23 protein-coding genes are annotated in these 26091 nt (G+C 64.4%); 10 read left to right on the forward strand and 13 right to left on the reverse strand.

The genetic code is table 11. The annotated features are described in order from the left end of the window. Positions 1 to 38 precede the first annotated feature (38 nt). The 5 genes from QFZ88_RS13925 to QFZ88_RS13945 all read left to right on the forward strand — a co-directional run bounded on the left by QFZ88_RS13925 (position 39) and on the right by QFZ88_RS13945 (position 6095). A complete protein-coding gene (locus tag QFZ88_RS13925; protein ID WP_024923322.1) occupies positions 39 to 1076 on the forward strand; it encodes a MerR family transcriptional regulator in 1038 nt (345 codons plus the stop codon). 112 nt (positions 1077 to 1188) lie between these two features. Then, on the forward strand, positions 1189 to 2334 hold the full coding sequence (locus QFZ88_RS13930) for an alpha-hydroxy acid oxidase (protein ID WP_024923323.1): 1146 nt from the start codon (positions 1189 to 1191) through the stop codon (positions 2332 to 2334). A gap of 168 nt (positions 2335 to 2502) precedes the next feature. Continuing rightward, positions 2503 to 4974, forward strand: a complete 2472-nt coding sequence (locus QFZ88_RS13935; RefSeq protein ID WP_024923324.1) for an EAL domain-containing protein — start codon at positions 2503 to 2505, stop codon at positions 4972 to 4974. 98 nt (positions 4975 to 5072) lie between these two features. Further along, positions 5073 to 5537, forward strand: a complete 465-nt coding sequence (locus QFZ88_RS13940; protein ID WP_024923325.1) for a DUF1348 family protein — start codon at positions 5073 to 5075, stop codon at positions 5535 to 5537. Then, on the forward strand, positions 5538 to 6095 hold the full coding sequence (locus QFZ88_RS13945; protein ID WP_024923326.1) for a TetR/AcrR family transcriptional regulator: 558 nt from the start codon (positions 5538 to 5540) through the stop codon (positions 6093 to 6095). Between the two features lie 19 nt (positions 6096 to 6114). On the opposite strand, the gene QFZ88_RS13950 is transcribed toward QFZ88_RS13945, so the two are convergent. The 4 genes from QFZ88_RS13950 to cueR form a co-directional block, all read right to left on the reverse strand. Beyond that, positions 6115 to 7062 (reverse strand): NAD(P)/FAD-dependent oxidoreductase, encoded by a 948-nt coding sequence (locus QFZ88_RS13950; protein WP_024923327.1) that lies wholly within the window; start codon positions 7060 to 7062, stop codon positions 6115 to 6117. After that, complete coding sequence (locus QFZ88_RS13955; protein WP_024923328.1) at positions 7052 to 7510, reverse strand: Rrf2 family transcriptional regulator; 459 nt, start codon at positions 7508 to 7510, stop codon at positions 7052 to 7054. The genes QFZ88_RS13950 and QFZ88_RS13955 overlap by 11 nt, the downstream gene beginning before the upstream one ends. A gap of 142 nt (positions 7511 to 7652) precedes the next feature. Further along, the gene (locus QFZ88_RS13960) at positions 7653 to 8153 is read right to left on the reverse strand and encodes an MmcB family DNA repair protein (protein ID WP_024923329.1); all 501 of its coding nucleotides are present in this window, start codon (positions 8151 to 8153) and stop codon (positions 7653 to 7655) included. A 40-nt stretch (positions 8154 to 8193) separates the two neighbouring features. Further along, positions 8194 to 8595 (reverse strand): Cu(I)-responsive transcriptional regulator, encoded by a 402-nt coding sequence (gene cueR, locus QFZ88_RS13965; protein ID WP_024923330.1) that lies wholly within the window; start codon positions 8593 to 8595, stop codon positions 8194 to 8196. 235 nt (positions 8596 to 8830) lie between these two features. On the opposite strand from cueR, the gene QFZ88_RS13970 reads away from it, so the two are divergent. Continuing rightward, positions 8831 to 9445 (forward strand): L,D-transpeptidase, encoded by a 615-nt coding sequence (locus tag QFZ88_RS13970; protein ID WP_024923331.1) that lies wholly within the window; start codon positions 8831 to 8833, stop codon positions 9443 to 9445. A 195-nt stretch (positions 9446 to 9640) separates the two neighbouring features. Here QFZ88_RS13970 and QFZ88_RS13975 read toward each other — a convergent pair whose 3' ends face one another. From QFZ88_RS13975 to QFZ88_RS13990, 4 genes are all read right to left on the reverse strand, one after another. Beyond that, positions 9641 to 10216: a NifU family protein gene (locus QFZ88_RS13975; RefSeq protein ID WP_024923332.1), complete on the reverse strand. Its 576-nt coding sequence runs from the start codon at positions 10214 to 10216 to the stop codon at positions 9641 to 9643. Positions 10217 to 10326: 110 nt separating this feature from the next. Beyond that, positions 10327 to 10818 carry a universal stress protein gene (locus QFZ88_RS13980; RefSeq protein ID WP_024923333.1) on the reverse strand — a complete coding sequence of 164 codons (492 nt, stop codon included), beginning with the start codon at positions 10816 to 10818 and terminating at the stop codon, positions 10327 to 10329. Between the two features lie 179 nt (positions 10819 to 10997). Next, positions 10998 to 12071, reverse strand: coding sequence for a tryptophan--tRNA ligase (gene trpS / locus QFZ88_RS13985; RefSeq protein ID WP_024923334.1), 1074 nt, complete (start codon positions 12069 to 12071; stop codon positions 10998 to 11000). Positions 12072 to 12226: 155 nt separating this feature from the next. After that, positions 12227 to 13426: an acyltransferase family protein gene (locus QFZ88_RS13990; protein WP_024923335.1), complete on the reverse strand. Its 1200-nt coding sequence runs from the start codon at positions 13424 to 13426 to the stop codon at positions 12227 to 12229. A 218-nt stretch (positions 13427 to 13644) separates the two neighbouring features. Here QFZ88_RS13990 and QFZ88_RS13995 point away from each other — a divergent pair, with 218 nt between their 5' ends. The 3 genes from QFZ88_RS13995 to QFZ88_RS14005 all read left to right on the forward strand — a co-directional run bounded on the left by QFZ88_RS13995 (position 13645) and on the right by QFZ88_RS14005 (position 15295). After that, a complete protein-coding gene (locus QFZ88_RS13995; RefSeq protein WP_024923336.1) occupies positions 13645 to 14337 on the forward strand; it encodes an RNA polymerase sigma factor in 693 nt (230 codons plus the stop codon). A gap of 104 nt (positions 14338 to 14441) precedes the next feature. After that, the gene (locus QFZ88_RS14000) at positions 14442 to 14966 is read left to right on the forward strand and encodes a DUF4142 domain-containing protein (protein WP_024923337.1); all 525 of its coding nucleotides are present in this window, start codon (positions 14442 to 14444) and stop codon (positions 14964 to 14966) included. Between the two features lie 8 nt (positions 14967 to 14974). Continuing rightward, positions 14975 to 15295 (forward strand): cupredoxin domain-containing protein, encoded by a 321-nt coding sequence (locus QFZ88_RS14005; RefSeq protein ID WP_024923338.1) that lies wholly within the window; start codon positions 14975 to 14977, stop codon positions 15293 to 15295. Positions 15296 to 15361: 66 nt separating this feature from the next. On the opposite strand, the gene murJ is transcribed toward QFZ88_RS14005, so the two are convergent. Both murJ and QFZ88_RS14015 read right to left on the reverse strand, forming a co-directional pair. Continuing rightward, positions 15362 to 16960 (reverse strand): murein biosynthesis integral membrane protein MurJ, encoded by a 1599-nt coding sequence (murJ, locus tag QFZ88_RS14010; protein ID WP_024923339.1) that lies wholly within the window; start codon positions 16958 to 16960, stop codon positions 15362 to 15364. Positions 16961 to 17017: 57 nt separating this feature from the next. Then, the gene (locus tag QFZ88_RS14015; protein WP_024923340.1) at positions 17018 to 19816 is read right to left on the reverse strand and encodes a [protein-PII] uridylyltransferase; all 2799 of its coding nucleotides are present in this window, start codon (positions 19814 to 19816) and stop codon (positions 17018 to 17020) included. Positions 19817 to 19977: 161 nt separating this feature from the next. On the opposite strand from QFZ88_RS14015, the gene QFZ88_RS14020 reads away from it, so the two are divergent. Further along, positions 19978 to 22497: a heavy metal translocating P-type ATPase gene (locus tag QFZ88_RS14020; protein ID WP_024923341.1), complete on the forward strand. Its 2520-nt coding sequence runs from the start codon at positions 19978 to 19980 to the stop codon at positions 22495 to 22497. Positions 22498 to 22781: 284 nt separating this feature from the next. Here the strand turns inward: QFZ88_RS14020 and nhaA are convergent, their stop codons facing one another. The 3 genes from nhaA to QFZ88_RS14035 form a co-directional block, all read right to left on the reverse strand. Continuing rightward, entirely contained in the window at positions 22782 to 23975 is a 1194-nt protein-coding gene (gene nhaA, locus QFZ88_RS14025; protein WP_024923342.1) for a Na+/H+ antiporter NhaA, read from the reverse strand. A 119-nt stretch (positions 23976 to 24094) separates the two neighbouring features. After that, complete coding sequence (locus QFZ88_RS14030) at positions 24095 to 24658, reverse strand: ActR/PrrA/RegA family redox response regulator transcription factor (protein WP_024923343.1); 564 nt, start codon at positions 24656 to 24658, stop codon at positions 24095 to 24097. Positions 24659 to 24762: 104 nt separating this feature from the next. Then, the gene (locus tag QFZ88_RS14035; protein WP_024923344.1) at positions 24763 to 26091 is read right to left on the reverse strand and encodes an ActS/PrrB/RegB family redox-sensitive histidine kinase; all 1329 of its coding nucleotides are present in this window, start codon (positions 26089 to 26091) and stop codon (positions 24763 to 24765) included.

The raw sequence follows: 26091 nt of genomic DNA on the forward strand, positions 1-26091 counted from the left end.
CCCGATAAGAGGGCGGTCGGCAATCAGGAGATCGATTCGTGAGCATTTCCGGAGAAGTCCTCAATCCCGCCGAAGCCGCGCGGCGGCTCGGCGTATCCGCCAAGGCGCTGCGCCTTTATGAAAGGCGCGGTCTGATCAGGCCCTTGCGCACCGGCGCCGGCTGGCGCGCCTACGGACCGGTCGAAATGACGCGCGCCGGCGAAATCGTTGCCTTGCGCGGGCTGGGCCTCAGCCTGGTCGAGGTGGCGCGCATCCTGAATGGCGACCCCTCCGCTCTGGAGCCGGTGCTGGCAACCCATCAGGCCGTGCTTGAGGACGAGCTCAACCGGCTCGGCCGGACCGTCGAGACGGTGCGCGGCCTGCGCGGCGAGCTGGCCGGCGGCAAGGTCCCCAGCGCCGGTGAACTGACGAGGTTGTTGCGACCCGCCGGCGAGATCGTGGCCGCCTTCGACTTGCCCTGGCCCTGGGACGGCGAGCGGTTCGAACTTCGCGACGCGCGACCGCTGACTTTCATCGTCGGCCCGCTGGGCAGCGGCAAGACGCGCTTTGCAGAGGCGCTGGCCAAAGCGCTTCCCGACGCTGCTTTCCTCGGCCTGGAGCGATCGAGCGACGATGGAGCAGCCGCCGCGAAAGCGCTGCTGGAGAAGGATGCCGCGTTGGACGCGCGGGTGGAGGAAGCCATCGCCCGGCTGTGCGCGGATGGCGCGTCGCGTTCGCCGGCGCTGCTTACGCTGATGGTTGCGCTGGAGGCCGAGCGCCCGGCCGCGCTGGTTGTCGACATGGTCGAGCAGGGTCTGGATCAGGCCACCCAGGAGGCTCTGATCGCGCGCCTGCGCCGCCGTGGCCCGCAGGCGCGCCCGCTGTTCCTGATGACCCGCTCCGATGCGATCCTCGACCTTGCCGCCGTCGGTCCCGGCGAGGCGATCCTGTTTTGTCCGGCCAATCACAGTCCGCCGATGCGGGTGGCTGCCTTTTCGGGCGCTGCCGGCTTCGAAGCTGTCGCTTCGTGCCTGGCCTCGCCGCGGGTTCGGGCGCGCACGGAAGGCATGATCGCCTGGCGTCCGCAGGCGGCTTGAGCCCAACAGGGACGATTCGTGCGGCGGCCATTGCAAGGATTGCCGGGGGCGGATGGGCGCGTCGCGCGTCGATATGCTATCGAGCTGGGAAAGCCGAAGCCAAGGTTGCCCCATGCGTCTCGCCCAATGCCATAACTTCCACGACTTCCGCGCCATGGCCAGGCAGCGTCTGCCGGGCCCGATCTTCAACTATATCGACGGCGCGGCCGACGACGAGGTTACCTACCAGCGCAATACGGCGGCGTTCGAGCATTGCGATCTGGTGCCGAACGTGCTGCGCGGCGTCGGCGACGTCGACCTGTCGGTGACCGTGATGGGGCAGAAACTGGCGCTGCCGGTCTATTGTTCGCCGACGGCGCTGCAACGCCTGTTCCACCACCAGGGCGAGCGCGCCGTGGCTGCGGCGGCGGGCCGGTTCGGCACGATGTTTGGCGTGTCTTCGCTCGGCACCGTCAGTCTCGAGGAAGCACGCAAGATCAGCAGCGGACCGCAGGTCTATCAGTTCTACTTTCACAAGGACCGTGGGCTCAATCGCGAGATGATGGCCCGCGCCAAGCAGGCCGGCGTCGAGGTGATGATGCTGACGGTGGACAGCATCACCGGCGGCAATCGCGAGCGCGACAAGCGCACCGGCTTCGCCATCCCTTTCAAGCTCAACCTCGCCGGCATTGCCCAGTTCGCGGTCAAGCCCGCCTGGGCGATCAACTATCTCACCCATGAACGTTTCCGTCTGCCGCAGCTCGACAGCCATGTCGACATGGGCGGCGGCGTCATGTCGATCAGCCGCTATTTCACCGAGATGCTGGACCCGTCCATGTCGTGGGACGACGTCGCCGAAATGGTACGGCACTGGGGCGGGCAATTCTGCCTGAAGGGCATCATGTCGGTCGAGGATGCGCGACGGGCGGTCGACATAGGCTGCACCGGCATCGTGCTTTCCAACCATGGCGGCCGCCAGCTCGACGGTTCGCGCAGCGCCTTCGACCAGCTTGCCGAGATCGTCGACGCCGTCGGCGACAGGATAGACGTGATGATGGACGGCGGCGTGCAGCGCGGCACCCATGTGCTGAAGGCGTTGTCGCTCGGCGCGAAGGCGGTGGGGCTTGGCCGCTATTATCTGTTTCCGCTGGCGGCGGCCGGCCAACCCGGCGTCGAGCGGGCGCTGGACCTGATGCGTGTCGAGATCGAGCGCGCCATGAAACTGATGGGATGCGGCACCGTTGCCGAGCTGAGCCGGAGGAACCTGCGGTTCCGCTAGGATTGCGGTGCTTTCCAACGATCGTCCACCGGCCGTGGGCATGGTTGGAAACAGCCCCCTCTCATGAAGGGAATCTTAAAGCTTACTATTGTAGCACTTGCGAATATTCGCGTGGGCGGACGCGGAGAAGAACTGGCTAAAAGGGAGCGAGTTCGTTTCGCAGGGCATGTGAGGAAGCCAGGCAACATACGATCGAAATTTCAGCTTCTCGGGCTGCTCTGGCCTTTTATTGTCGTTGTACTGATCCAGACCATCATCGCCGGCGTCAGTCTTTACACGCTCTCGGCGGTACGCGCCTATGTGGCCGGCGAGAGTGCCTGGACGAAGGGTCAGAAAGACGCGATCTATTACCTGACGCTCTACGCCAACACTGCCGAACCGCATTATTTCGAACGTTTCCGCCACGCCATCGCCATCCCGCTCGCCGACCGCGAAGCGCGACGGCTGATGGAGCAGCCGGTTCTCGACTATGACGGCGCCGCGCGGGCGCTGCAGCTTGGCGGCAACAATCCCGACGATGTCGACGGCCTGATCTGGCTGTTCCGCAATTTCCGCAGCGTGCCTTATCTGGCCAATGCGGTGCAGCGCTGGACGGATGCCGATCCCAAGATCCTCGAACTGGCGGCGCTGGGCGAGGCCATGAATGTTGGCTTCACCACCGGCAGCGCCTCACCGGCGAAGCTTGACGTCTGGCGCCGTTCGATCGGCCGCATCAACGACCAGATCGCGCCGTTGGCTCAGGCTTTCTCGCAGTCGCTCGGGCGCGGCTCGCGCGACATCACCGCCCTGCTGCTCGCCCTCAACGTCGTCGTCGCCTTCGGCCTCATCCTGCTCGCCATCCGGCGCACCTCCAACCTGATCGGGCAGCGCCGCGCCGTCCAGGAAGCGTTGAACGCCGAACGCAAGCGCGCGCAGGTGACGCTGGCCTCGATCGGACAGGCCGTGGTGGCGACGGACGCCGATGGCCGGCTCGACTATATGAACGGCGCAGCGGAGCGGCTGCTCGGGCTGCAAAGCGCGGATGCCAAGGGCAAGCCGCTCGACGATCTGTTCCGGCTGGCCAGCGAGGAGACAGGCGAGGAGGATAGCGCCTATCTGGCGCGGCTTCTGGCCGGCGAAGCCTTCGACGGCAATGGCCTGACGCAGCGCCTTGTGCGCCAGGACCAGTCGCGCATCGCCGTCTCCCTGGTCGCCGCGCCGCTTTATGTCGACCAGCGGGTTGCCGGCGCGGTGCTGGTTTTCCACGACCGCACGACCGAGCAGGAATTCCTGGCGCAGCTGTCCTGGCACGCCACGCACGACACGCTGACCTCGCTCGCCAACCGGCGCGAGTTCGAGTCCCGGCTTGGCGCTTCGCTGGCGGGGCTCGCCAAGCGTCCGGCGACGCATGCGCTGATGTATCTCGACCTCGATCAGTTCAAGATCGTCAACGACACCTGCGGCCACGCTGCTGGCGACGAATTACTGCGCAAGGTTTCGACGGCGCTGCGCCAGCAATTGCGGCCGGGCGACGTGCTGGCCCGGCTGGGCGGCGACGAGTTCGGCATCCTGATGGAGAACTGCCCGGCGGAGCTTGCCGCGACCACGGCGGAAACCTTGCGCAAGGCGGTGGAGGAGCTGCATTTCGTGTGGAACGGCCGCGCCTTCAACATCAGCGTCAGCATTGGCGTTGTCGGGCTCACCGACGCCTCGATGACGATTGAGGAGACGCTGCGCAGCGTCGACGTCGCTTGCTACATGGCCAAGGAGAATGGCCGCAACCGCATCCAGCTGCAGCAGGTGGGCGATATCGAACTGGAGCAGCGCATGGGCGAGATGGCCTGGGTGCAGCGGCTGCGCGAGGCGCTGGAGCAGAACCGCTTCTGCATTCATGCGCAGGAGATCGTGCCATTGCAGGATGACACGCCGGCTGGCGCGCATGTCGAGCTCTTGGTGCGGCTAACCGACGCCGACGGCAACATGATCGCGCCCGGCGCCTTCATTCCGGCCGCCGAGCGTTATGGCCTGATGCCGCTGGTCGACCGCTGGATGGTGCGTTCCGCCTTCGAGATGCTGGCGCTGCGGGACCGGGCCGGCACCGACGGCGCGATCGCCACCTGCGCCATCAACCTGTCGGGCGCTTCCTTCGGCGACGACAGTTTTGTCGACTATGTGCTGGAGCAGTTCGAGCGCACCGACATTGCCCCCTCGCTGATCTGTTTCGAGGTTACGGAGACCAGCGCGATTGCCGACCTCGACCGCGCAACGCATTTCATGACGGCTCTGCGGGCGCATGGCTGCCGCTTCTCGCTGGACGATTTCGGCGCCGGCATGTCGTCGTTCAACTATCTGAAGACGCTGCCGGTCGACTATCTGAAGATCGACGGCGGTTTCGTGAAGGACATGCTGGCCGACCGCATCGATCGCGCCATGGTCGAGATGATCCAGCATATCGGCGAGGTGACCGGCAAGCGCACCATCGCCGAGTTCGTCGAGAGCCGCGAGATTGCAGTGGCGCTGCGCACCATCGGCGTCGACTATGCGCAGGGTTTCGGCATCGCGCGCCCCCGCCCCTTCGATGTTCATTTCCGCGCGACCGCCAGTCTCGACTTTGGCGTCGAAATCCCGGCTGCGACGCGGTCGCGGCGCGCGGCCGGATAAAGCGCCAGACAGGATGCGCGCAAGGCCGAAGGCGGGCGTCTTGACTCGATTGTACCGATCAGTACAATTTCTCCATCCCGATGCCGATGGAGATCAAAATGGCTCGTTCGCCACTGCCGCCCTTTACCGCCGAGACCGCCGCGCAGAAGGCGCGAATGGCCGAGGATGCCTGGAACAGCCGCGATCCCGAGAAGGTGTCGCTCGCCTATACCGAGGACAGCGTCTGGCGAAACCGCTCCGAGTTCATCCAGGGCCGTGGCGAGATCGCCGGCTTCCTCGCCCGCAAATGGGCCAGGGAACTGGACTATCGCCTGATCAAGGAAGTGTGGACCTGGAGTGGGAACCGCATCGCCGTGCGGTTCGCCTATGAATGGCGCGACGACAGCGGCCATTGGTTCCGCTCCTACGGCAACGAGAACTGGGAATTCGACGAGGCCGGGCTGATGCGCCGGCGTGTCGCCTCGATCAACGACATGCCGATCGCCGAGGCCGAGCGCAAGTTCCATTGGCCGCTCGGTCGCCGGCCGGACGACCATCCCGGTCTGTCCGACCTCGGTCTCTAGATGCGCAGGATCGCGCCCGGTCGCAACGATCTTGTCGTGGCGATCGCCGAGGTGTTTCGCGCACATGGTTATGCCGGCGCCAGCCTGTCGCTGATTACCGAGGCGACAGGCTTGGGCAAGGGCAGCCTCTACAACTTCTTTCCGGGCGGCAAGGATGAGATGGCGACAGCCGTTCTCGCCCATATCGACCGCTGGTTCGAAAACAATGTCTTTACGCCGCTGCGCGAAGCCGAACGGCCGCAGGAAGGCATCGATCGCATGCTTTCCGCGACGGATGCCTATTTCCACTCCGGCCGCCGCATCTGTCTGGTCGGCGCCTTCGCGCTGGATGATGCGCGTGATCGTTTCGCTACCGAAATAAAGTCTTATTTTGCCCGCTGGGTGGCGGATCTCGCCGGCGCGCTGCGCCGCGCCGAGCATGCGGAGGCGATGCTGCTGGCAGAAGAGGCCGTCGCGGCGATCCAGGGCGCGTTGACCCTGGCGCGCGCTTTCGACGATCCGGCGGTGTTTTCGCGCTCAATGATGCAGATCCGCCGGCGGCTCGGCGTCGCCGGCTAGGGAGGTGTCGCCTTCGGGCTCACGCCGCGTCGAGACCCTCGAAGATCAGGCTGCGATGCAGCGCGGCACCGGCGGTAACACCGTCGGCCGAGGCCCAGGTGGCGTTGTGCGTGGTGCGCGCGGCATCGCCCGCGGCAAAGACGCCGGCGATGCTCGTCGCCTTCATGGCATTCGTCGCGATGATGCGGCCGAAAGGACCATCCTCGAAAGCGCAGCCCAGCCGCTCGGCCAGCGGGCTCGCCATCGCCATGCGCGGTGTCAGATAGAGCGCGGTCAGGGCAAGGCGCCGGCCGTCCGCAAGCATCACCGCGTCGAGCGCCTGCCCTTCGCCTTCAAGGGCCTGCACGGGTGCCTGCTCCACGGTGACGCCGCGCCAGGCAAGCTTCGCCAGCATGCCTTCATGCGGCATCGGCTGGCCGTTGAGCAGCAGCGTGGTGGGGCCCCATTCGGAAATCATCAGCGCCTTTTCCACGCAATGCGGCGAGGTTGCCAACACGCCGAGCGGCGCGCCGCCGAATTCGTAGCCGTGACAATAGGGGCAATGCAGCACACTGACGCCCCAGCGCTCGGCCAGCCCTGGCATATCGGGCAGTGTGTCGGCCACGCCGGTCGCCAGCACCAGCTTGGAAGCCTTGAGCGTCGAGCCCGAGGCCAGTTCCACGGTGAAGGCGCCGTCCTGGCCGCTAGCATCGACCGTCTCGTCGGCGACCAGGCGGACATTGGGATAGGCGGCGAGTTTTTCGCGGGCGGCGGCGATCATCGCGGCTGGCGCGACCCCATCCTGGCCGAAGAAGCCGTGCGAGGCCGCGGCAAACCGGTTGCGCGGCCTGCCGGCGTCGATGACGGCGACCGCGCGGCGCCCGCGGGCAATCTGCATGGCGGCCGAAAGGCCGGCATAGGAGCCGCCGATAACGACGGCGTCGAGCTGTTTCGGGGCGAGGAGTGGCCTTGGGGCTTCAAGCTGCATGGGGATTGGCCTTTCTGGTCTTGTTCCGTTTCCAGCGTTCGTGGAAATCGGCGGCAAGGTCGGCCAGCGTCACTTCGCCGAGCCGCGTTATCAGCAGCGCCTGCGCCGCATCGAAGGCGTCGTCGAGCGCGGCGTTGACCGCCTGTTCCACCAGACAGTCGGGCGTCTCCATGCGGTTGCCGAGCGCAAACACCATCGGCTCGCCAAGTGCTGAATAGACGTCGCGCAGCGACACCGTGGCGAGGTCGCGGCTGATCGTCCAGCCGCCGCCATGACCACGCTCGGAGCGCACGATGCCCATGTCGCGCAGGCCGGCCATGATGCGCCGGATCACGACGGGGTTGGTGCTCAATGTCCTGGAAAGCTCTTCCGATGTCATCGGACGGGCTTCCTCGGCCATGTGCAAAAGGACGTGCAGGACGCCTGAAAGTCGACTGTCTCTTTTCATGCAACTTTATATGTTACGAAAGAGGCCGGACGTCAAGAGTTGGCCGATTGGGCCAGCTGCGGCTTCAGGAAACGTTGGAGATGATCGCCGGGACCGGAATGCCGCGTCGATCCACATGCCCTTGCGGGAGCGGGTCTCGCCGCTACTCGCTTTCGCCGTCCAGCGCCGGAACCGACACGCCGGCAAGTTCGGCGGCGAGCAAGCGCGCCGCGCCGGCGCGTGCGATTCTCAGCATCAGCGCCTTGCGGGTTGCGGCTGCCATGCGGTGCTCCGGCGCGTCGCGCAGCATCTCGGCGCCATAGCCGTCGGAGAGGATGAAGCCGCATTCCTCCGGAAAGATGTCGGCCGGCACGCCGGGATGGGTGGCAAAGAAAAAGCGGTCGCAATGCAGCCGGTAGTCCGGCCATTTGCGGTCGACGCGAAAGTCTTCGATCGAGGATTTGATCTCGATGATCCAGATGTCGCCCTGGCGGGTGAGCGCGACGAGATCGGCCCGCCGCCCGGTGGCCAGCGACAATTCCGGCAGCACATGCGCACCCATTTCCGACAACAGCCTTTGCACGCCGCGCCGCACCAGCATGGCGCGCTCCGACTGGCGACCGTCGATCAGGGGATTTTGCGATACCGGCGAGATGATGGGCATAACCCATCATGCCCGATTCTGTTCACGGTTTGAACCCTGCTCAGCCCACCGTCTCGGCTTCGCCTGCCATCTCTTCGAGGATCGGGCAGTTCGGGCGCTCGTCGCCATGGCAGGCGTGGATGAGCTTGTTCAGCGTCATGCGCATGGATTGCAGCTCGCGCACCTTTTCCTCGATCGCCGCGACATGGGCGGAGGCGATCGCCCGCACGTCCTGGCTGGCGCGGCCGCGATCCCTGTAGAGCGCCATCAGCTGGCGGCAGTCGTCGATGGAAAAGCCGAGATTGCGCGCCCGTTTCAGGAAGGCGAGGCGATGCACGTCGTCATTGGAATAGTCGCGATAGCTGTTGCCGGAGCGTTCAGGCGAAATCAGCCCGATCTCTTCATAATAGCGAATGGTCTTGGCCGGCAGGCCGGAACGGCGGGCGGCGTCGCCGATATTCATGGTCTTGCCCTCGTGCGGTCCGTCCCGAAGGGTTTTTCGGACTGCTTTTCTTGATTTTACTCAACAATCTCGCGGCATATGTTGCCGAAATGCCATAGCCGGCGCCTTACCGGCAAGCACTTGCTTTCATATAAGCATCGGCTGCTTGGCAAGCAAAAGAAATGCCAGCATGAATGCGTTAACGATTTGGTCGAATCGCACCGAAAAACACGGGACCGGGGGCTGGGAACGGTTCATGCGCTTGAAGTCTGCCATTATTGTCGCGGCACTTGCCGCCTCGCTCGCCGGTTGTAGCACCATCGGCCAGATGCGGCTGTTCACCAATGATTATGGCGGGGTCAGCGACGCTGGCTATCAGCTGCCGCGCATCCCGATCGAAAAGGTGCCGCGCCAGTTCCATCGCCAGATCGTCAGCTACGACACCAAGGAAAAGCCGGGCACGATCATCGTCGATACCGGCAACAAGTTCCTCTATTTCGTGCTGCCGGAAGGCGAGGCCGTGCGTTACGGCATCGGTGTTGGCCGCGAGGGCTTCGAATGGAGCGGTTCCGCCCATGTCGCGCTGAAGCGTGAATGGCCGACCTGGACGCCGCCGTCGCAGATGATCAAGCGCCAGCCGGAACTCGCGCAATACCGCAACGGCATGGACCCGGGCCTGAAGAACCCGCTCGGCGCCCGCGCTCTCTATCTGTTCAACAAGGGTGGCGATTCCGGCTACCGGCTGCACGGCACGCCGGAATGGTGGTCGATCGGCAAGGCGATGTCGTCGGGCTGCATCCGGCTGATGAACCAGGACATCATCGACCTCTACAGCCGCGCCGAAGTGGGCGCCAAGGTGATCGTGATGTGATTTGGCTCCTGTCCGAAGCCGGACAGGACCTCAAATGCGTTTCGTATGCGGACCGTCTAGGCAACACGGACGTCCCAAACAGAAAACCGGGCCTTGTCGCCCGGTTTTTTGTTTTCTAGCGAAGATCGCATCCCGCCCCAAAGAAAAACCCCGAGATGTTATCTCGGGGTTTTTGAACCAAAAGGATACGGGTGCTTAAGCGATCTGCTCGACATGCTCCACTTCCGGCACGAAGTGGCGCAGCAGGTTCTGGATGCCGTGCTTCAGCGTGGCGGTGGACGACGGGCAGCCGGCGCAGGCGCCCTTCATGTGCAGGAAGACGGTGCCCTTCTCGTAGCCACGGAAGGTGATGTCGCCGCCGTCCTGCGCCACGGCCGGGCGCACGCGCGTATCGAGCAATTCCTTGATGGTGACGACGATTTCCTCGTCGGCCTGGTCATAGAATTCCTTGCCGTCGTCGTGATGGGCACCGGCCCCCTTGCCTTCGGCCGCCATGACCGGCTGGCCGGACATGAAATGTTCCATGATGGCGCCGAGGATCGCCGGCTTCAGGTGCTGCCAGTCGGGGCCGTCCTTGGTGATGGTGATGAAGTCGTAGCCGAAGAACACGCCATTGACGCCGGGAATGTCGAACAGCCGGCCGGCCAGCGGCGAAGCCTCGCGCGCGGCGTCGGCGTCACGGAAATCGGCGGTGCCGTCCCTGAGCACTTCCTTGCCGGGCAGGAACTTCAGCGTCGCCGGATTGGGGGTCGACTCGGTCTGGATGAACATGGCCGTCTCCGTGCCCTTGGCGGGCATTAGTTTGGAATAATTCTAAATAGGCCCAATTCGCCGGCCGTTCAAGCAAAAGCGGCGGGACCGTTCCTAGAGATATAGGAAGCTCAGGCCAGGCTTTCGATGTCCTCGTCCGACAAGTTCTGCGGAACGACGGTGACGGGGATCGGAAAGGCGGCGCCCTTGCCGGCGATCGAGGCAACCAGCGGGCCTGGACCTTCCTTGCCGGCGCCGGCGGCCAGCACCAGGATGGCGATGTCCTGGTCTTCCTCGATCAGCTTGTGGATCTCGTCGGCGCGCTTGCCTTCGCGGATCACCAGCTCGGGTTCGATGCCGACCTTCTGGCGCACCTTGCCGGCCTGGACGTCGAGCGCCGAGCGCGCGGTAGCGTTGGCCTCCTCGCGCATGATCTTTTCAACGCCCAGCCAATGCTGAAAGTCGTCCGGCTCGATGACATAGAGCATTACCACCACGCCGCCCGTGCTTTGCGCGCGCTTCGAGGCATAGGCCACGGCACGCTCGCATTCGGGCGTGTCGTCGATGATCGCCAGGAACTTGCGGCGGTGGCCGGCTTCCCGGCTCAGGCGTTTGGAGACCATATGGATCCTGTTCGGTGGTTTCGGCCGCAATCTGCCATTCGGGTGGGGTGCCTTGCAAGCGCCCCCCGCCATCCGGCCAGGGTCGAAACTCCACAGGGCTGGCAGCCTGCTGATACGGCTTGTGCCAAAAAGGAAAAGCGGCCGCGAACGGCCGCCTCTGGGTTGGAATGACGACCGGCTCAGCCCTGCAGCAGGCCGATAATGTCGCGCACGGTCTTCATATTGGCCTCGGCCAGCACGCCGGCGCGCTCGCCGCCATTGCGCAGCACACCGTCAATATGGCCGGGATCGGCCATCAGGCGGCGCATTTCGCCGGCAATGGGCGCCATCTTCTCGACGGCGAGGTCGGCCAATGCCGGCTTGAACACCGAGAATTGCTGGCCGCCATATTCCTTCAGCACGGCTTCCTTGCTGGTGTCGGCGAGGCCGGCATAGATGCCGACGAGGTTTTCCGCTTCCGGCCGGCTGGCCAGGCCGGCGATCTCGGAGGGCAAAGCCTCCGGGTCGGTCTTCGCCTTCTTGATCTTCTTCGAGATCGTGTCGGCGTCGTCGGTCAGGTTGATGCGCGACAGGTCCGACGGATCGGATTTCGACATCTTCTTGGAGCCGTCGCGCAGGCTCATGATGCGCGCCGCCGGCCCGCCGATGACCGGTTCGGTCAACGGGAAGAAGCCGTTCACCGTCTCGTCGCCCATCTGGATTTCCACGCCGACGCCGAGTTCGGCGATGCGGTGGGAGAAGTCGTTGTTGAACTTCTGGGCGATGTCGCGGGTCAGTTCCAGATGCTGCTTCTGGTCGTCGCCCACCGGCACATGGGTGGCGCGGTAGACCAGGATGTCGGCCGCCATCAGGCTCGGATAGGCGAGCAGGCCGAGCGATGCATTCTCGCGGTCCTTGCCGGCCTTGTCCTTGAACTGCGTCATGCGGTTCATCCAGCCGATGCGCGCCACGCAGTTGAATATCCAGGCAAGCTCGGCGTGCTGCATCACCCGGCTCTGGTTGAAGACGATGTGTTTGTCGGGGTCGATGCCGGCGGCGAGGAAGGCGGCGGTGATCTGCCGGGTCTGGTCCTTGAGGTCTTCATGGACGAGCTGGGCGGTCAGCGAATGCAGGTCGACGACGCAATAGATGCAATCCATCGTTTCCTGCAGGGCGACGAATTTCCTGATCGCGCCGAGATAGTTGCCGAGGTGGAGATTGCCGGTCGGCTGGACGCCGGAAAAGATGAGCGGCTTGAAGGCGGAGGCGGTCATGTTGGTTTCCTTGGCTTGTGGAGGGCCGTTTCGCGCGCGGCGAAATTTCGGACGGCGCGTTATGGACGACGCCGGGGCGTCGATCAAGCCTCGCCGTGAAGGGCGGGGCCGAAACAACGGTTGCCGGGCGGTAAGAAGGTCGTGAACTGGACTGGTTAGCCGCCGGCGGCCGCCATGCTCTGGTCGGGGGCGCGAACCTTGCGACGATCGGGCAGGCCGACCAGCATGCGGAAGGGCGAAGGCAGAAGGTCGGCGATCACTGCGGTAAGCAGCGACCAGAAGGTGGTGATTGCCACCACCAGCGCAAGCTTACTCCACAGCGAGAGATCGAGCGGCAGAACATAATACAGCGCCATGATGACGAAGGTCTGGTGGACGATGTAGAGCGGGAAGATCTTGGCGTTCAGCCAACTCAGGACGGGGCTCTTGCGGTTGGCGTGCAGCGCCGCGAATCCGACTGCGGCCAGGATCACCGTCCAGGCCAGCGAGAAGGTCAGCGTCTTGTAGAGCGCCATCGACATGCCGCCGGTTTCGCCGCCGATGCTGGCCGCCTTGGTCACCCAGGAAAACCGGTAAAGCCAGATGGTCAAAGCCGCGGCGATGGCAAGGCTCCACCAACGCCGGGCGATGATGGCGGGCACCACCGCCTGATGATGTTTGGCGACGAGAAAGCCGAGGCCGAACCAGCTTGCCCACACCGCGAACCAGGCGCCGTCATTGTAGAGCACATTGGTTTCGCGCGGGAAGAACGGCAGGAAGATCAGGTGCAGCGCCAGCGGCAGAAGCACGAACAGGTAGATGGCCGGTGAGCGGGCCGTGCGTTCGAACCAGTCGGACAGCCGGCGCGTCGAGGGGAGGGTGAACAGTCGGAAGATCGGCGTGCAGATCACCGTCATCACCAGGAGATAGGCGACGAACCACATATGCGCCCAGGAGAAATTGCCGGTGGGATACTTGCCTTCGGTGAAGTAGCGCAGCACCCAGAACTCCAGCAGCGAGCCTTGGAAGCGGCCGTCGGACAGGCGCTCGTACCAGACCTGCGGCACGATGATCACGCACATGGCGAAGATCAGCGGCAGGAATAGCCTGAGGAAACGGCCCTTCAGGAAGTCGAACGTCGTCTGCGAGCGGAAGGCGAACCAAGTGCCCATGCCGGAGACGAAGAACAGCAGCGCCAGCCGCCAGGCGCGGGGAAACAGCGTGACCAGGGACAGGGTCTGGCTCTTTTCAGGACTGTTGAACAGCCAGTCCAGATCGTAGAGGAAGGCAGCCGACGAATGGTAGAGAATGAGCAGGCCGAAGGCCGAAACGCGCAGGGCGTCAACATAATAGAGGCGATGGCTGGTTGGCTGCATGGCGAAGGCTCCAGCGCAAAGGCCATCTGCCGAAAATGGTTTCGCGCGACTTTATCCTTGCTTCGTTAAGAAAGCAGCAAACCGGAACTCACATCGCGTCCACTGAAGAGTTCAACTCACCCGCCACCGATCAAAAGCCACGGGCATTGCAATTTTTTTCGCACGGCGGGAACCTTATCGTCGTTTCGCCATCTGACTTCCAAATGGAGGAGGTTTCGATGCAGCCGGTCAGATCAGCGTTGATACCTCTCAGCACTGCGAGCGACATCGATCTTGTGCGCGGGGCGCTGGCGCGTGAGGCTGCGGCCTTCCGCGCCATCATGACACGGTACAACCAGCGGCTCTATCGGCTTGCGCGTTCGATCCTGCGCAACGACGCGGAAGCCGAGGACGCCGTTCAGGAAGCCTATCTGCGTGCGTTTGCCAATCTCGCCGGTTTCCGGGGCGACTCCTCCCTGGCAACCTGGCTATCGCGGATCGTCATCAACGAGGCGCTTGGCCGCCTGCGTAAGACCCGGCGCGCCGAAACAGTGTCATTGCCTGTCGAGGATGCCGGGGCGGCCCGGATCATTCCCTTTCCCTTGAATGCAGGTTTAGGCGACCCGGAACGGAACATGGCTCAGCGAGAGATCCTGCGGTTTGTCGAACAGGCCACCGACAGTCTTCCCGAAACGTTTCGGATGGTTTTCGTCGCGCGCGTCATAGAAGGCCTGAGCGTGGAAGAGACGGCCGAATTGCTCGACATAAGGCCCCAAACCGTCAAAACCCGTCTGCACCGCGCTCGCAAGCTGTTGCGCGAGCGGCTCGACGCGCAGATTGGTCCGGTGCTGCTCGAGGCATTTCCCTTCGCCGGCACGCGTTGCGAGCGCATGACCGAAGCGGTGATGAAACGGCTCGGTTTTTCCGGCTGACGATTTTCGCAAGAGATCGCGGGAACGTTTCGCAACGTGGTTCATCCAATGGATGTCGAACCGAAGTGCTCGCTATTGCGAGCACGAAAACAGGAGTTCATCCGATGACCACGAGATTGCATATGGCGTTCGTCGCCGCCTTGATGCTTGGCACGGCTGGAGCTGCTCAGGCAGCGGACAAGCCAACCGACCCGCAGATCGCCCATATCGCGTATACCGCTGGGGCGCTTGACGTGGATATGGCCAAACTGGCCATTTCCAAATCCAAGAACAAGGATGTCGTGGGTTTTGCCAATGACATGGTACGTGATCACGAGGCCGTGAACGTACAGGCGCTCGACCTCGTCAAGAAGCTCAAGGTGACGCCGCAAGACAATGCAACGAGCAAGGCGCTGACCGAAGCGGCTGCTGCCGAGAAGACCAAGCTTGAAAAGCTCGACGGTGACGCTTTCGACAAGGCTTATGTTGCCAACGAAGTCGCCTATCACAAGCAGGTCAACGGCGCGCTGGAGACGCTGCTCATTCCGTCGGCACAAAATGCGGAACTCAAGAGCCTGCTGGAAACCGGGCTCAAGATATTCCAGGGCCATGAAAAACATGCCGAGATGGTTGCGTCCGAGCTGAAATAGGATCGGCCATGTGCGCGCAACGTCGCCTCCTGCCTCCTTTGGTGCTGGCGCTCGGCTTGGGCACATTGTCGGCTCACGCCAAGACGATAACGGTTACGGTCGAAAAGATGGCGTTCTCTCCCGCTGAAATCGGCGCCAGTGTCGGAGACACCGTCCAATGGGTGAACAAGGACGCGTTCGCTCATACCGCGACGGTGACGGGAGAATGGGAAGTGATGCTGCCCGTCGCGAAGTCGGGAAGCATCGTTCTGGAGAAGGCTGGCACCCTCGATTATTTCTGCCGTTTCCACCCGAATATGAAGGGTAGAATTGCCGTCTCTGCTCCGTGATCGGAGAGATTGGAACTGGAGAGCCGAAGCCGGTGGTCCGGCTTCGGCGCCAAGGCCGGTCGCTCGCTATTCCGTATCGACGGGCGCCGGCGAACCCTTGGCGTTGCCGCGCTTGATGTTGCGGCGGATCATGCCGAAATCGGCGCCGCCAATGGCGAAGGCGATCACGAAATAGATCACAGCGCCTGCTGCCGACAGGCCGACCAGAGTCACCGCCTTGGTCGTCAGATGTGCCGCCGACGACAATTGCACCGTGAACCAGTGCTCGCCGAAATAGAGCGCGGCTCCCATCAATGCCGCCGCCAGCACGAGACGCGGAATGCGTTTGAGCAGCGGCACGTCGCGGCCCCAATGGCCGCGCCGGACGAGCACGGCAAGCAGCATGATCGCATTCAGCCAGCCGGCGACGGCCGAAGCCACCGCGATGCCGGGCGCGCCCATGGACGGAAACAAAGTGAGCGCGATGGCGACATTGGCGACCACCGAGATCGCCGCGAAGATCATCGGCGTGCGCGTGTCCTCGCGCGCGAAATAACCTGGTGTGAAGGCCTTGATCAGCACGAAGGCCGGCAGGCCGAGACCGAAGATCGCCAGGATGGCGGCGACCGTCGGCGTCGAATTGTTGGCGGCGAAGGCGCCGCGCTCGTAGAGCAGTCGCACGATCGGTTCCGACATGACCAGCAGCGCCACCGCCGCCGGCAGCGTCATGAACAGCGTGAACTCGACCGAGCGGTTCTGCAGGTTGGCGGCCTCCACCATGTTGCCGGATTTCAGCGCGCGCGACAGTTCCGGCAAAAGCACGATCGCCACCGCCACGCCGACGACGCCGAGCGGCAATTGGTAGATGCGGTCGGCATAGGCGAGCGAGGAGACAGCGCTGTTCTGGCCCGACGCGATCGCCGTGCCGATCAGCTGGTTGATCTGGGTGATGCCGCCGGTGATTGCCGCCGGCAGTGCCAGCCACAGCAGCCGCTTGACGTTGGGTGTCATGTGCGGCCAGCGGAAACCGATCGAGATGCCGGCGTGGCGCACGGCAATCCACACGATGGCAAGCTGCACCAGGCCCGCCGCCAGCACGCCCCAGGCGAGCCCATAGCCGACATAATACGCGTCCTTGCCCTTGTACCAGGCATAGGCGAGCACCGCGATCAGGATGATGTTGAGGAACACCGGCGCGACGGCGGCGGCGAAGTAGCGGCGCAGCGAATTCAGCATGCCGGCCATCATGGCGCCGAGCGACATGCAGATGAGGTAGGGGAACATGACGGTTGCCAGCCGCACCGTCATGTCGAACTTGCCGGGGATGTCGGCGAAGCCGGGTGCCACCAGGTAACGCACGATCAGCGGCATCGCCAGTTCCATGGCGATGGTCAGCACCAGCAGCACTGAGAACAGCACGCCGAACACTTCCTCGGAAAAGCGCTTGGCGCCCTCGACGCCATTGGCCTCGATCTCCTTGGAGAACAGCGGCACGAAGGCAGCGTTGAACGCACCCTCGGCGAACAGCCGGCGGAAGGTGTTGGGCAACTGGAAGGCGGCGTTGAAGGCGTCGGCGATCGGACCGGTACCGAGGGCGGCGGCCATGAACATCTCGCGCGTGAAGCCGAGCGCGCGGCTCATCAGCGTGCCCGAAGCGACGGTGGCGAATTTCTTGACGAGGCTCATGCGGTATTCCTGTGCGGAGCACGGGTGAAGGGGCGATGGGGCATGGGATGCGTGGCGCTATTCCGCCGCGGCCTTGGTCTTGCCGCGGGCGGCCTGCGAGCCGTCCAGCGTTGCGATCAGCCGCTCGCGAATGGTTTTCAGGCGGCTCTGGTTTTCGATCTTCTGGTTGGTCAGGTCGGTGACGTAGAAAGTGTCGATCACCTTCTCGCCGAAGGTGGTGATGTGGGCCGAGGCGATATCGAGCGACAGGTCCGACAACGTGCCGGTGATTTCGGAAAGCAAGCCGGGCCGATCCAGCCCTTCCACCTCGATCACCGAGAAGCGATTGGACAGCGCGTTGCGGATCTCGGCGCGCGGCTGGATGCGGAAGGCCTTGGCGCCGCGCTTCGGCTTGGCGCGCTTCTCGATCATTTCGGGCAGCCAGGAGCGGCCGGACAGAACGTCCTCGATCAGCTTGCCGACGCGCTCGCCGCGCCGGCGCTCGTCCTCGTCGCGGTCGAACTCGCGTGCGATCAGGATCGTGTCCAGCGCGCGGCCGTCCGAGGTGGTGAAGATCTGCGCGTCGACGATGTTGCCGCCCGCTGCCGCGCAAGCGCCGGCAATGACCGAGAGCAGGCGCGGATGGTCCTGCGCCAGCACGGTAATCTCGGTCACCGCCTCGAATTCGTGCGTCTTGACCATGGTGGCGAGCTTTTTGCCGGCGGCATCGGCTTCGCGCACGAATTCGGCGTGGCGCAGCTGATCCTTGAGGTCGACGGCGAGCAGGTAGTTCTCATAATGCAGGCCGACGAGGCGCTTGCGCTCGTCCTGCGGCCAGCCTGCCAGCGCCTCTTCCAGCCGGTCCCGCGCCGCCGCCGTGCGGTCGGCACGCGAGACCTCGGAGAAGCCGCCGGTCAAAAGCAGCTCGGTCTCATAATAGAGCGTGCGCAGAAGCTGGCCCTTCCAGCCGTTCCAGACGCCTGGCCCGACGCCACGAATATCGCAGACGGTGAGGATGAGCAGCATTTTCAGCCGCTCCACCGACTGCACGACATCGGCGAAATCCTCGATCGTCTTGCGGTCGTTCAGGTCGCGCGTCTGCGCGGTCATCGACATGACCAGATGGTTCTCCACCAGCCAGGCGACGGTTTCGGTGTCGATGGCCGAAAGTCCCATATGCGGGCAGATGCGCCGGGCGATCTTGGCGCCGGCCTCGGAATGGTCCTCCGGCCGGCCCTTGGCGATGTCGTGCAAAAGCACGGCGACGTAAAGCGCCTCGCGCTGGTTCTTCAGTTCGCCGATCAGCTTGTGCGACAGCGGGTGGATCTTCTCGCCGCCGCCCTGCTCGATTTCCGACAGCACGTCGATGCAGCGCAGCAGATGCTCGTCCACCGTATAGTGGTGGTACATGTTGAACTGCATCATGGCGACGATCTTGCCGAAATCGGGGATCAGCCGCCCGAGCAGACCCGCCTCGTTCATGCGACGCAGATTGAGCTCGGGCTTGTTGTCCGAAGTCAGTATGTCCATGAACAGCCGGTTGGCCTCGCGGTCGCGGCGCAGATTGCGGTCGACCAGCTTGAGCGAGCGCGTCACCAGCTTCAGCGCATCTGGATGGTATTCCAGTCCGTGGCGGTCGGCGAACCAGAACAGGCGCAGAAGGTTGACCGGATCGCGGTCGAACACCTTGTTGTCGGCGATGTTGATGCGGTCGTTGTCGATGATGAAATCGGCGGTGCCGGCCAGCTTGCGGCGGCGGCGCGAGAAGGTGAGGAACAGCCGGTTGAAACCCGAGACGTGGCTGGCCTGCTCTTCCTCAAGCGCCGCGCAGAAGATACGGGTGAGGTCGCCGACATCCTTGGCGACCAGGAAATAGTGCTTCATGAAACGCTCGACCGCCGACAGGCCGGGATGGCTCTTGTAGCCGAGCCGGTCGGCGATATCGCGCTGGATGTCGAAATGCAGCCGCTCCTCGGCCTTGCCGGTCAGGAAATGCATGTGGCAGCGCACCGCCCACAGGAAATCCTCGGCCTTCTGGAACTGGTTGAACTCGTCGCGCGTGAACACACCCTGCGCGACCAGTTCTTCCACGGTACGCTCACGGTAGAAATATTTGCCGATCCAGAACAAGGTCTGCAGATCGCGCAGGCCGCCCTTGCCGTCCTTGATGTTGGGCTCGACCAGATAGCGGCTTTCACCACCCTTGCGATGCCGTTCGTCGCGCTCGGCAAGCTTGGCCTGTGCATATTCGGCGCCGGTATTGCGCACCACTTCGCGGTCGAAGCGGGTGATCAGCTCGTCGCAAAGCGCTTTTTCGCCCCAGACGAAGCGCGCTTCCAGAACGGCGGTGCGGATCGTCATGTCGGAGCGCGACAGCCGCAGGCATTCCTCGATGTTGCGGGTGGCGTGGCCGACCTTCAGCCCCATGTCCCACAGCATGTAGAGCATGTATTCGACGATCTGCTCGCCCCAGGGCGTCTGCTTGTAGGGCAGGAGGAACAGGAGATCGATGTCGGAGCCCGGCGCCAGCGTGCCGCGGCCATAACCGCCGACGGCGACGATCGCCATGCGCTCGGCCGCGGACGGGTTCTTGGCGCGATAGACATGGGTGACGGCGAAATCGTAGAGCGCGGCGATGATCTCATCCATCAGATGCGACAGCCGCTCGGCGCAGGCGATGCCGCCGCCATCCTGCATCAGCATCTTTTCGGCGATCTTGCGCCCGCTGGCGATGCGCTCCTTAAGGACAAGCAGCACGGCGGCGCGCGTCGACGCGCTGGAGCCGTCGCCATTGGTTTCGGCGGTCAGCGCCGACAATTCCTCGCGCAGCGTCTTGCCGTCGATGATCTCGTCGAGCTTGAGGGGAATCTTCGCCATTCGTCTCAGCTAGCGCCTTTCCGGCGGCGTCTATAGCCTGTTTTGACGGCTATGGGTATGGGGACGGCGCGACCTGGGCAGGCGCAGGAATAAGCGCTTGACCTTCCAGTTGCTGGAAGCCCTATCTGCGGTCAAAAGCTGGAAATACGAGGGATTCTTTGATGACGCAGACACACCACGATCATAGCCACCACGCGCACGCCAAGGATGGTTCCTGCTGTTCCGGCCATGGCGCCAAGCTGGCCGGTGCAGCTGTCGTGCGCGATCCGGTCTGCGGCATGGAGGTCAATCCCGTTGCCGGCAAGTCGACCTTCGAGCATGGCGGCCGCCTCTTCCATTTCTGTTCCGAGGGTTGTCGCGGCAAGTTCGAGGCGCATCCGGAGCTGTTCCTGACCGCCAAGGACCCGGTCTGCGGCATGGATGTGGATCGCGCCAGCGCCAAGCATTTCCTGCGCCACGAGGGCGAGAAATATTACTTCTGTTCGGAAAGCTGCCAGAAGAAATTCGAGGCTGATCCCAAGGCCTATCTGGGCGATCGCCCGGCGCCGGCACCCTTGCCCAAGGGCACGCAATACACCTGCCCGATGCATCCCGAGATCATCCGCGACAAGCCGGGCTCCTGCCCGATCTGCGGCATGGCGCTGGAACCGCTGGTGCCGACCGGCGAGGATGGACCGAACCCGGAGCTGATCGATTTCACCCGGCGGTTCTGGATCAGCGCCGTCCTGTCCGTACCGCTGCTTGTCATCACCATGGGACCGATGATCGGCCTGCCATTCCTGCGCGAATGGCTGGGCGAGCGCGCCGCCGTCTGGGTCGAGCTGGTGCTCGCCACGCCGGTCGTGCTGTGGGCGGCGCTGCCCTTCTTCGAGCGCGGCTGGGCTTCCGTCGTCAACCGCAGCCCCAACATGTGGACGCTGATTTCGCTCGGCGTCGGTGCCGCCTATCTCTTCAGCGTCTTCGCCACGCTGTTCCCCAACGTGTTCCCGCACGAGTTCCGCGGTCATGGTGACGCCGTGCCGGTCTATTTCGAGGCGGCGGCCGTCATCATCGCGCTGGTCTTCCTTGGCCAGGTGCTGGAACTGCGCGCCCGTGAAAAGACCGGCTCAGCGATCCGCGCCTTGCTTGACCTCGCGCCCAAGACCGCGCGATTGATCGGCGACGACGGTTCCGAGAACGACGTGCCGCTCGATCAGGTCAAGGCTGGCGACAAGCTGCGCGTGCGGCCGGGCGAAGCGGTGCCGGTGGACGGCATCGTGCTCGAAGGTCGCTCCTCCATCGACGAATCGATGATCACCGGCGAACCGGTGCCGGTCGAAAAGGTCGAGGGCGATGCGCTCACCGGCGGTACGCTCAACAAGAACGGTACGCTCATCATGTATGCCGAGAAGGTCGGCTCGGAGACGACGCTGGCGCGCATCGTCGACCTGGTCGCCAAGGCGCAGCGCAGCCGTGCTCCGATCCAGAGCCTTGCCGACCGCGTCTCTTTCTATTTCGTGCCGACGGTGGTGCTGATCGCCATCCTCGCCTTCATCGCCTGGGCGGTGTTCGGGCCGCAGCCCAGCCTGGTGTTCGCCACCGTCGCCGCAGTGTCGGTGCTGATCATCGCCTGTCCGTGTGCGCTGGGGCTGGCCACGCCGATGTCGATCATGACCGCCACCGGGCGCGGCGCGCATGCCGGCGTGCTGGTGAAGGACGCGGCGGCGCTCGAACGCTTCGCCGCCGTCAACACGCTGGTGGTCGACAAGACCGGCACGCTGACCGAGGGCAAGCCGAAGCTGACCGACGTGATCGCCACCGGCGGCATCGACGAAAACGAGCTGCTGGCGCTGGCTGCCGCCCTGGAGAAAGGGTCGGAGCATCCGTTGGCCGAAGCCATCGTTGATGGCGCCGAGGAGCGTGGGCTGAAAGTGGTGGATGCCGGCGACTTCGAGGCCGTCACCGGTAAGGGTGTCTCCGGCACGGTGGCCGGTCGCAAGGTGGCGCTCGGCAACCCCGCCATGATGGCTGGGCTCGGCCTTGATGCCGCCGCTCTCGCCGATCGTGCCGGCTCGCTCCAGAACGACGGCAAGACCGCGATGTATGTGGCGGTTGACGGCAAGCTGGCCGGTCTCGTCGCCGTCGCCGATCCGATCAAGGCCACGGCGGCCGAGGCGATCCGCGCTCTCCATGACGAAAACATCACCGTCGTCATGGCCACCGGCGACAATGAACGCACCGCCAAGGCCATTGCCAAGCGGCTCGGCATCGACCAGGTGCGGGCAAACCTTCTGCCGGAGCACAAGAGCGCGCTGATCGAGGAATTGCGCGGCCGTGGCGGCGTCGTCGCCATGGCCGGCGACGGCGTCAACGATGCTCCGGCGCTTGCCGTCGCCGATGTCGGCATCGCCATGGGCACCGGCGCCGACGTGGCGATGGAAAGCGCCGGCATCACGCTGGTGAAGGGCGATCTGACCGGCATCGTCAGGGCGCGGCGGCTGGCCAAGGCGACTTTGTCCAACATCCGCCAGAACCTGTTCTTCGCCTTCCTCTACAATGTCGCTGGCGTGCCGGTGGCGGCGGGCGTGCTCTATCCGGTGTTCGGTGCGCTGCTGTCGCCGATGCTGGCCGCCGCCGCCATGAGCCTTTCCTCGGTGTCGGTCATCGCCAACTCGCTCAGGCTGCGCGGCTTGAAACTTTAGGCTGAGTTGCTTGAAACTCTAGGCTGTGGCGCCGGTACCTCTGGACGAGCGGCGCCGCAGGCCCCACTTAGGGACGGCAAAAAGGAGATTCGCATGAACATGATGAAAAAGGTGATCCTGGCGCTGATGGCCGCCGGCATGCTGGTCGCCGTGCTTCTGGAGACCGCTCCAGCCTGAGGATCATGGCGGCCTGCCCGTGCGGGTGGTCGCCGCACGAACCGATTTCAAAACAAAAGGCCGGCGTTTCCAATAGGACACCCCGGCCTTTTTCATTCGGACCTGGTTTATTCGTCCTCGCCGTGATCGGCGACGCTGGGCGCGGCCATCAGCAGCGCCGCGCCGCCAAGTGCCGCGATCAGCGAGCCGGCCAGGATGCCGACCTTGACCGCATCCTGCAGCTCGGGACTGTTGGCGAAGGCGAGCAGGCCGATGAACAGGCTCATCGTGAAGCCGATGCCGCATAGCAGCGCAATGCCGGTCATGTGCATCCAGCCGGCGCGCATCGGCAGATCGGCGAGGCCGAGCTTGATGGCCAAGGCCGACGCGCCGAGCACCCCCACCAGCTTGCCGAGGACAAGCCCCGCCGCGACGCCGAGCGTCAGCGGTTCGACCAGCGCGGCCGGTGTCAGGCCAGCCAATGAGACGCCGGCATTGGCGAAGCCGAAAATGGGGATGATGATCAGCGGCACGAAGCGGTGCAGCGCGTGTTCCAGCTGGTGCAGCGGCGAATGCTCCAGATCGTGGGCAATGCCGGGTGTCGCCTTGAGCGGGATGGTCAGCGCCAGTGCCACGCCTGCCAGCGTCGCATGCACGCCCGATTTCAGCACCAGGACCCACAGCACGACGCCGAGCACCAGATAGGGTATCAGCGACAGCACGCCCATGCGGTTGAGCACGACAAGGACGACAATGACGGCCAGCGCCGCCGCGAGATAAATGAACGACAGGCCGCTCGTATAGAACAGCGCGATGATGACGACCGCGCCAAGGTCATCGATGATGGCGAGTGCGGTCAGGAATACCTTCAGCGACGCCGGCACGCGGTTGCCGAGTAGCGACAACACGCCGAGCGCGAAGGCGATGTCGGTGGCGGTCGGGATCGCCCAGCCGGGAAGGGCGGCGGCGTTGTCGCGGTTGATGGCGACATAGACCAGAGCCGGCACCGCCATGCCGCCGGCCGCCGCGATGCCCGGCAGCATGCGGCGCGGCCAGGTGGAGAGCTGCCCGTCAAGCACCTCGCGTTTGATCTCCAGCCCGACGAGTAGGAAGAAGACGGCCATCAGCGCATCGTTGATCCAGTGCAGCAGGCTGAGCGGACCGAGATAGGCGTGCAGCGCGGCGAAATAGGTTTCGGCCAGCGGCGAATTGGCGACGATCAACGCAAGCGCGGCAGCCGCGATGAGGATGATGCCGCCGGCGGCTTCGCCATCGAGAAACTCGCGGAAGACCGAAACCGATCGCCGGTTGTCATTCGCCATGTCTGCTCCTGCCATCGTTGCCGTTCAGGGGCGATCATGCCGAACGCGGCCGCGCCCGGCAAGCAAGGCCGGGCAGGCTGCGACCATAAAGTCCGGTTTTCGCGTGTTTTTCCGGCCGATCAGCGCGGCGCGCGCTTGGCCAGGATGCGCTGCAGCGTGCGGCGGTGCATGTTGAGCCGCCGGGCGGTTTCCGAGACGTTGCGCTCGCACATTTCATAGACACGCTGGATGTGTTCCCAGCGCACGCGATCCGCCGACATCGGGTTCTCGGGCGGGGCGGCGCGCTCGCTGCCGCTACGGGTCAGGGCCGCGAAGATGTCGTCGGCATCGGCGGGTTTCGACAGATAGTCGACTGCGCCGAGCTTCACCGCCGTCACCGCCGTGGCGATGTTGCCGTAGCCGGTCAGGATGATGGCGCGCGCGTCGGCCCGCTTTTCCCGGATGGCTGCGACTACGTCGAGCCCGCTGCCGTCGCCGAGCCGCATGTCCACCACCGCATAGGCCGGTGGATGCGCGCGTGCCTTGACGAGGGCTTCCTCGACGCTTTCGGCGGTATCGACCTGGAAACCGCGGCCTTCCATGGCGCGGGCGAGACGGGTGAGAAACGGCTTGTCGTCCTCGACGATCAGCAGGGATATGTCGTCGCCCGTCACCATGCCGCCATGGGCATCTTCAACGCTCATGATCTGTTTTGTCCTTCTTCTTGGCTTTTGGCCCAGATATAGCGATTGCGCCCGAATTGTCCAATTTTGAGCAGGTTTTCGCCACGATTTGTGGCGTTTCTGCGCTATTCCGCCGCATCGAAACCGATCGGAATCATGGTCTCGGCGTTGACGAACACCTCGCGCGGCCAGTCGATGCTGACCAGCGCGCCCTCGCCGGGACCACCCGAGTTGCGGAAATCGATGACCGCGCCCGAGCGTTCGATCAGCGTCTTGGCGATGAACAGGCCGAGACCCAGCCCGCCGCCGCGCTCCGCGCCCTGCCTGGTCGACATATAGGGCTCGCCGATCCGGTCGATGATCTCGGGCGGGAAGCCCGGCCCGTCGTCAGTGATCGACACCGCCACGCGCTGATCGTTCCAGGCCCAGCGCACGGTGATCGAAGAGCGGGCGAAATCGACGGCGTTCTCGACCAGATTGCCGAGCCCGTAGATCACGCCGGGATTGCGCCGGCCGACCGGTTCGGGGCCGATGCATTCGCCGGGGTGCAGCGTGATGGTGATGCCGAAGTCGCGATGCGGGGCAACCACTTCCTCGACCAGCGAGGTCAGCGGCAATTGCGCCAGCTGCGGTTCGCCCTCGGAGGAAAGGCTGGTCAGGCGTTTGAGAATCTCGCGGCAGCGTTCGCTCTGCGTGCGCAGCAGCGAGACGTCCTCACCGTATTTAGGATCCTTGCCCAGCGTCTTCTGCAGCTCGCGCGCGACCAGAGTGATGGTGGCGAGCGGCGTGCCGAGTTCGTGGGCGGCTGCGGCCGCCAGCCCATCCAGCGCCGAAAGGTGCTGTTCGCGCTGCAGCACCAGTTCAGTGGCGGCAAGCGCGTTGGCGAGCTGGCGGGCTTCTTTAGCGACGCGGAAAGCGTAGATGGCGGTGAAGGCGATGGAACACACCACCGCCACCCAGACGCCGGCGACATAGACGAAGGGCATGACCAGCGTGCTGTTTTCATGCCAGGGCAGCGGTTCGTGGATGAAGACCAGCAAGGTTGCCGCCGCCATCACCAGCACGCTGAGCAGGGCGGTGAGCTTGAGCGGCAGCGAGGTGGCGGAGATGACGACCGGGACGGTGAGCAGGAGCGCGAACGGGTTGGTCAGGCCGCCGGTGAGGTAGAGCAGGCCGGTGAGCTGGAACCCGTCGAAGACCAGGATGCCGAACGCGGCGGGCGGTGTCAGCCGGTGCGCCGCCGGGTAGCGGAAGGCCAGGAACAGGTTCATCCAGGCCGAGCAGGCGATCAGCGTGAAGCAATAGCTGACCGGCAGCGGAAAATTCAGCGCATAGGCGACGACCAGCACGGTGATGCTCTGGCCGACGATGGCCAGCCAGCGCAGCCTGATCAGCGTGTTGAGCCGCAGGCGTTCGGTGGGTTGGAAGTCGGGGGAGCGCTGGAAACTGATCAT

The organism is Mesorhizobium sp. YL-MeA3-2017 (assembly GCF_030814575.1).
Lineage (GTDB): Bacteria > Pseudomonadota > Alphaproteobacteria > Rhizobiales > Rhizobiaceae > Mesorhizobium > Mesorhizobium terrae.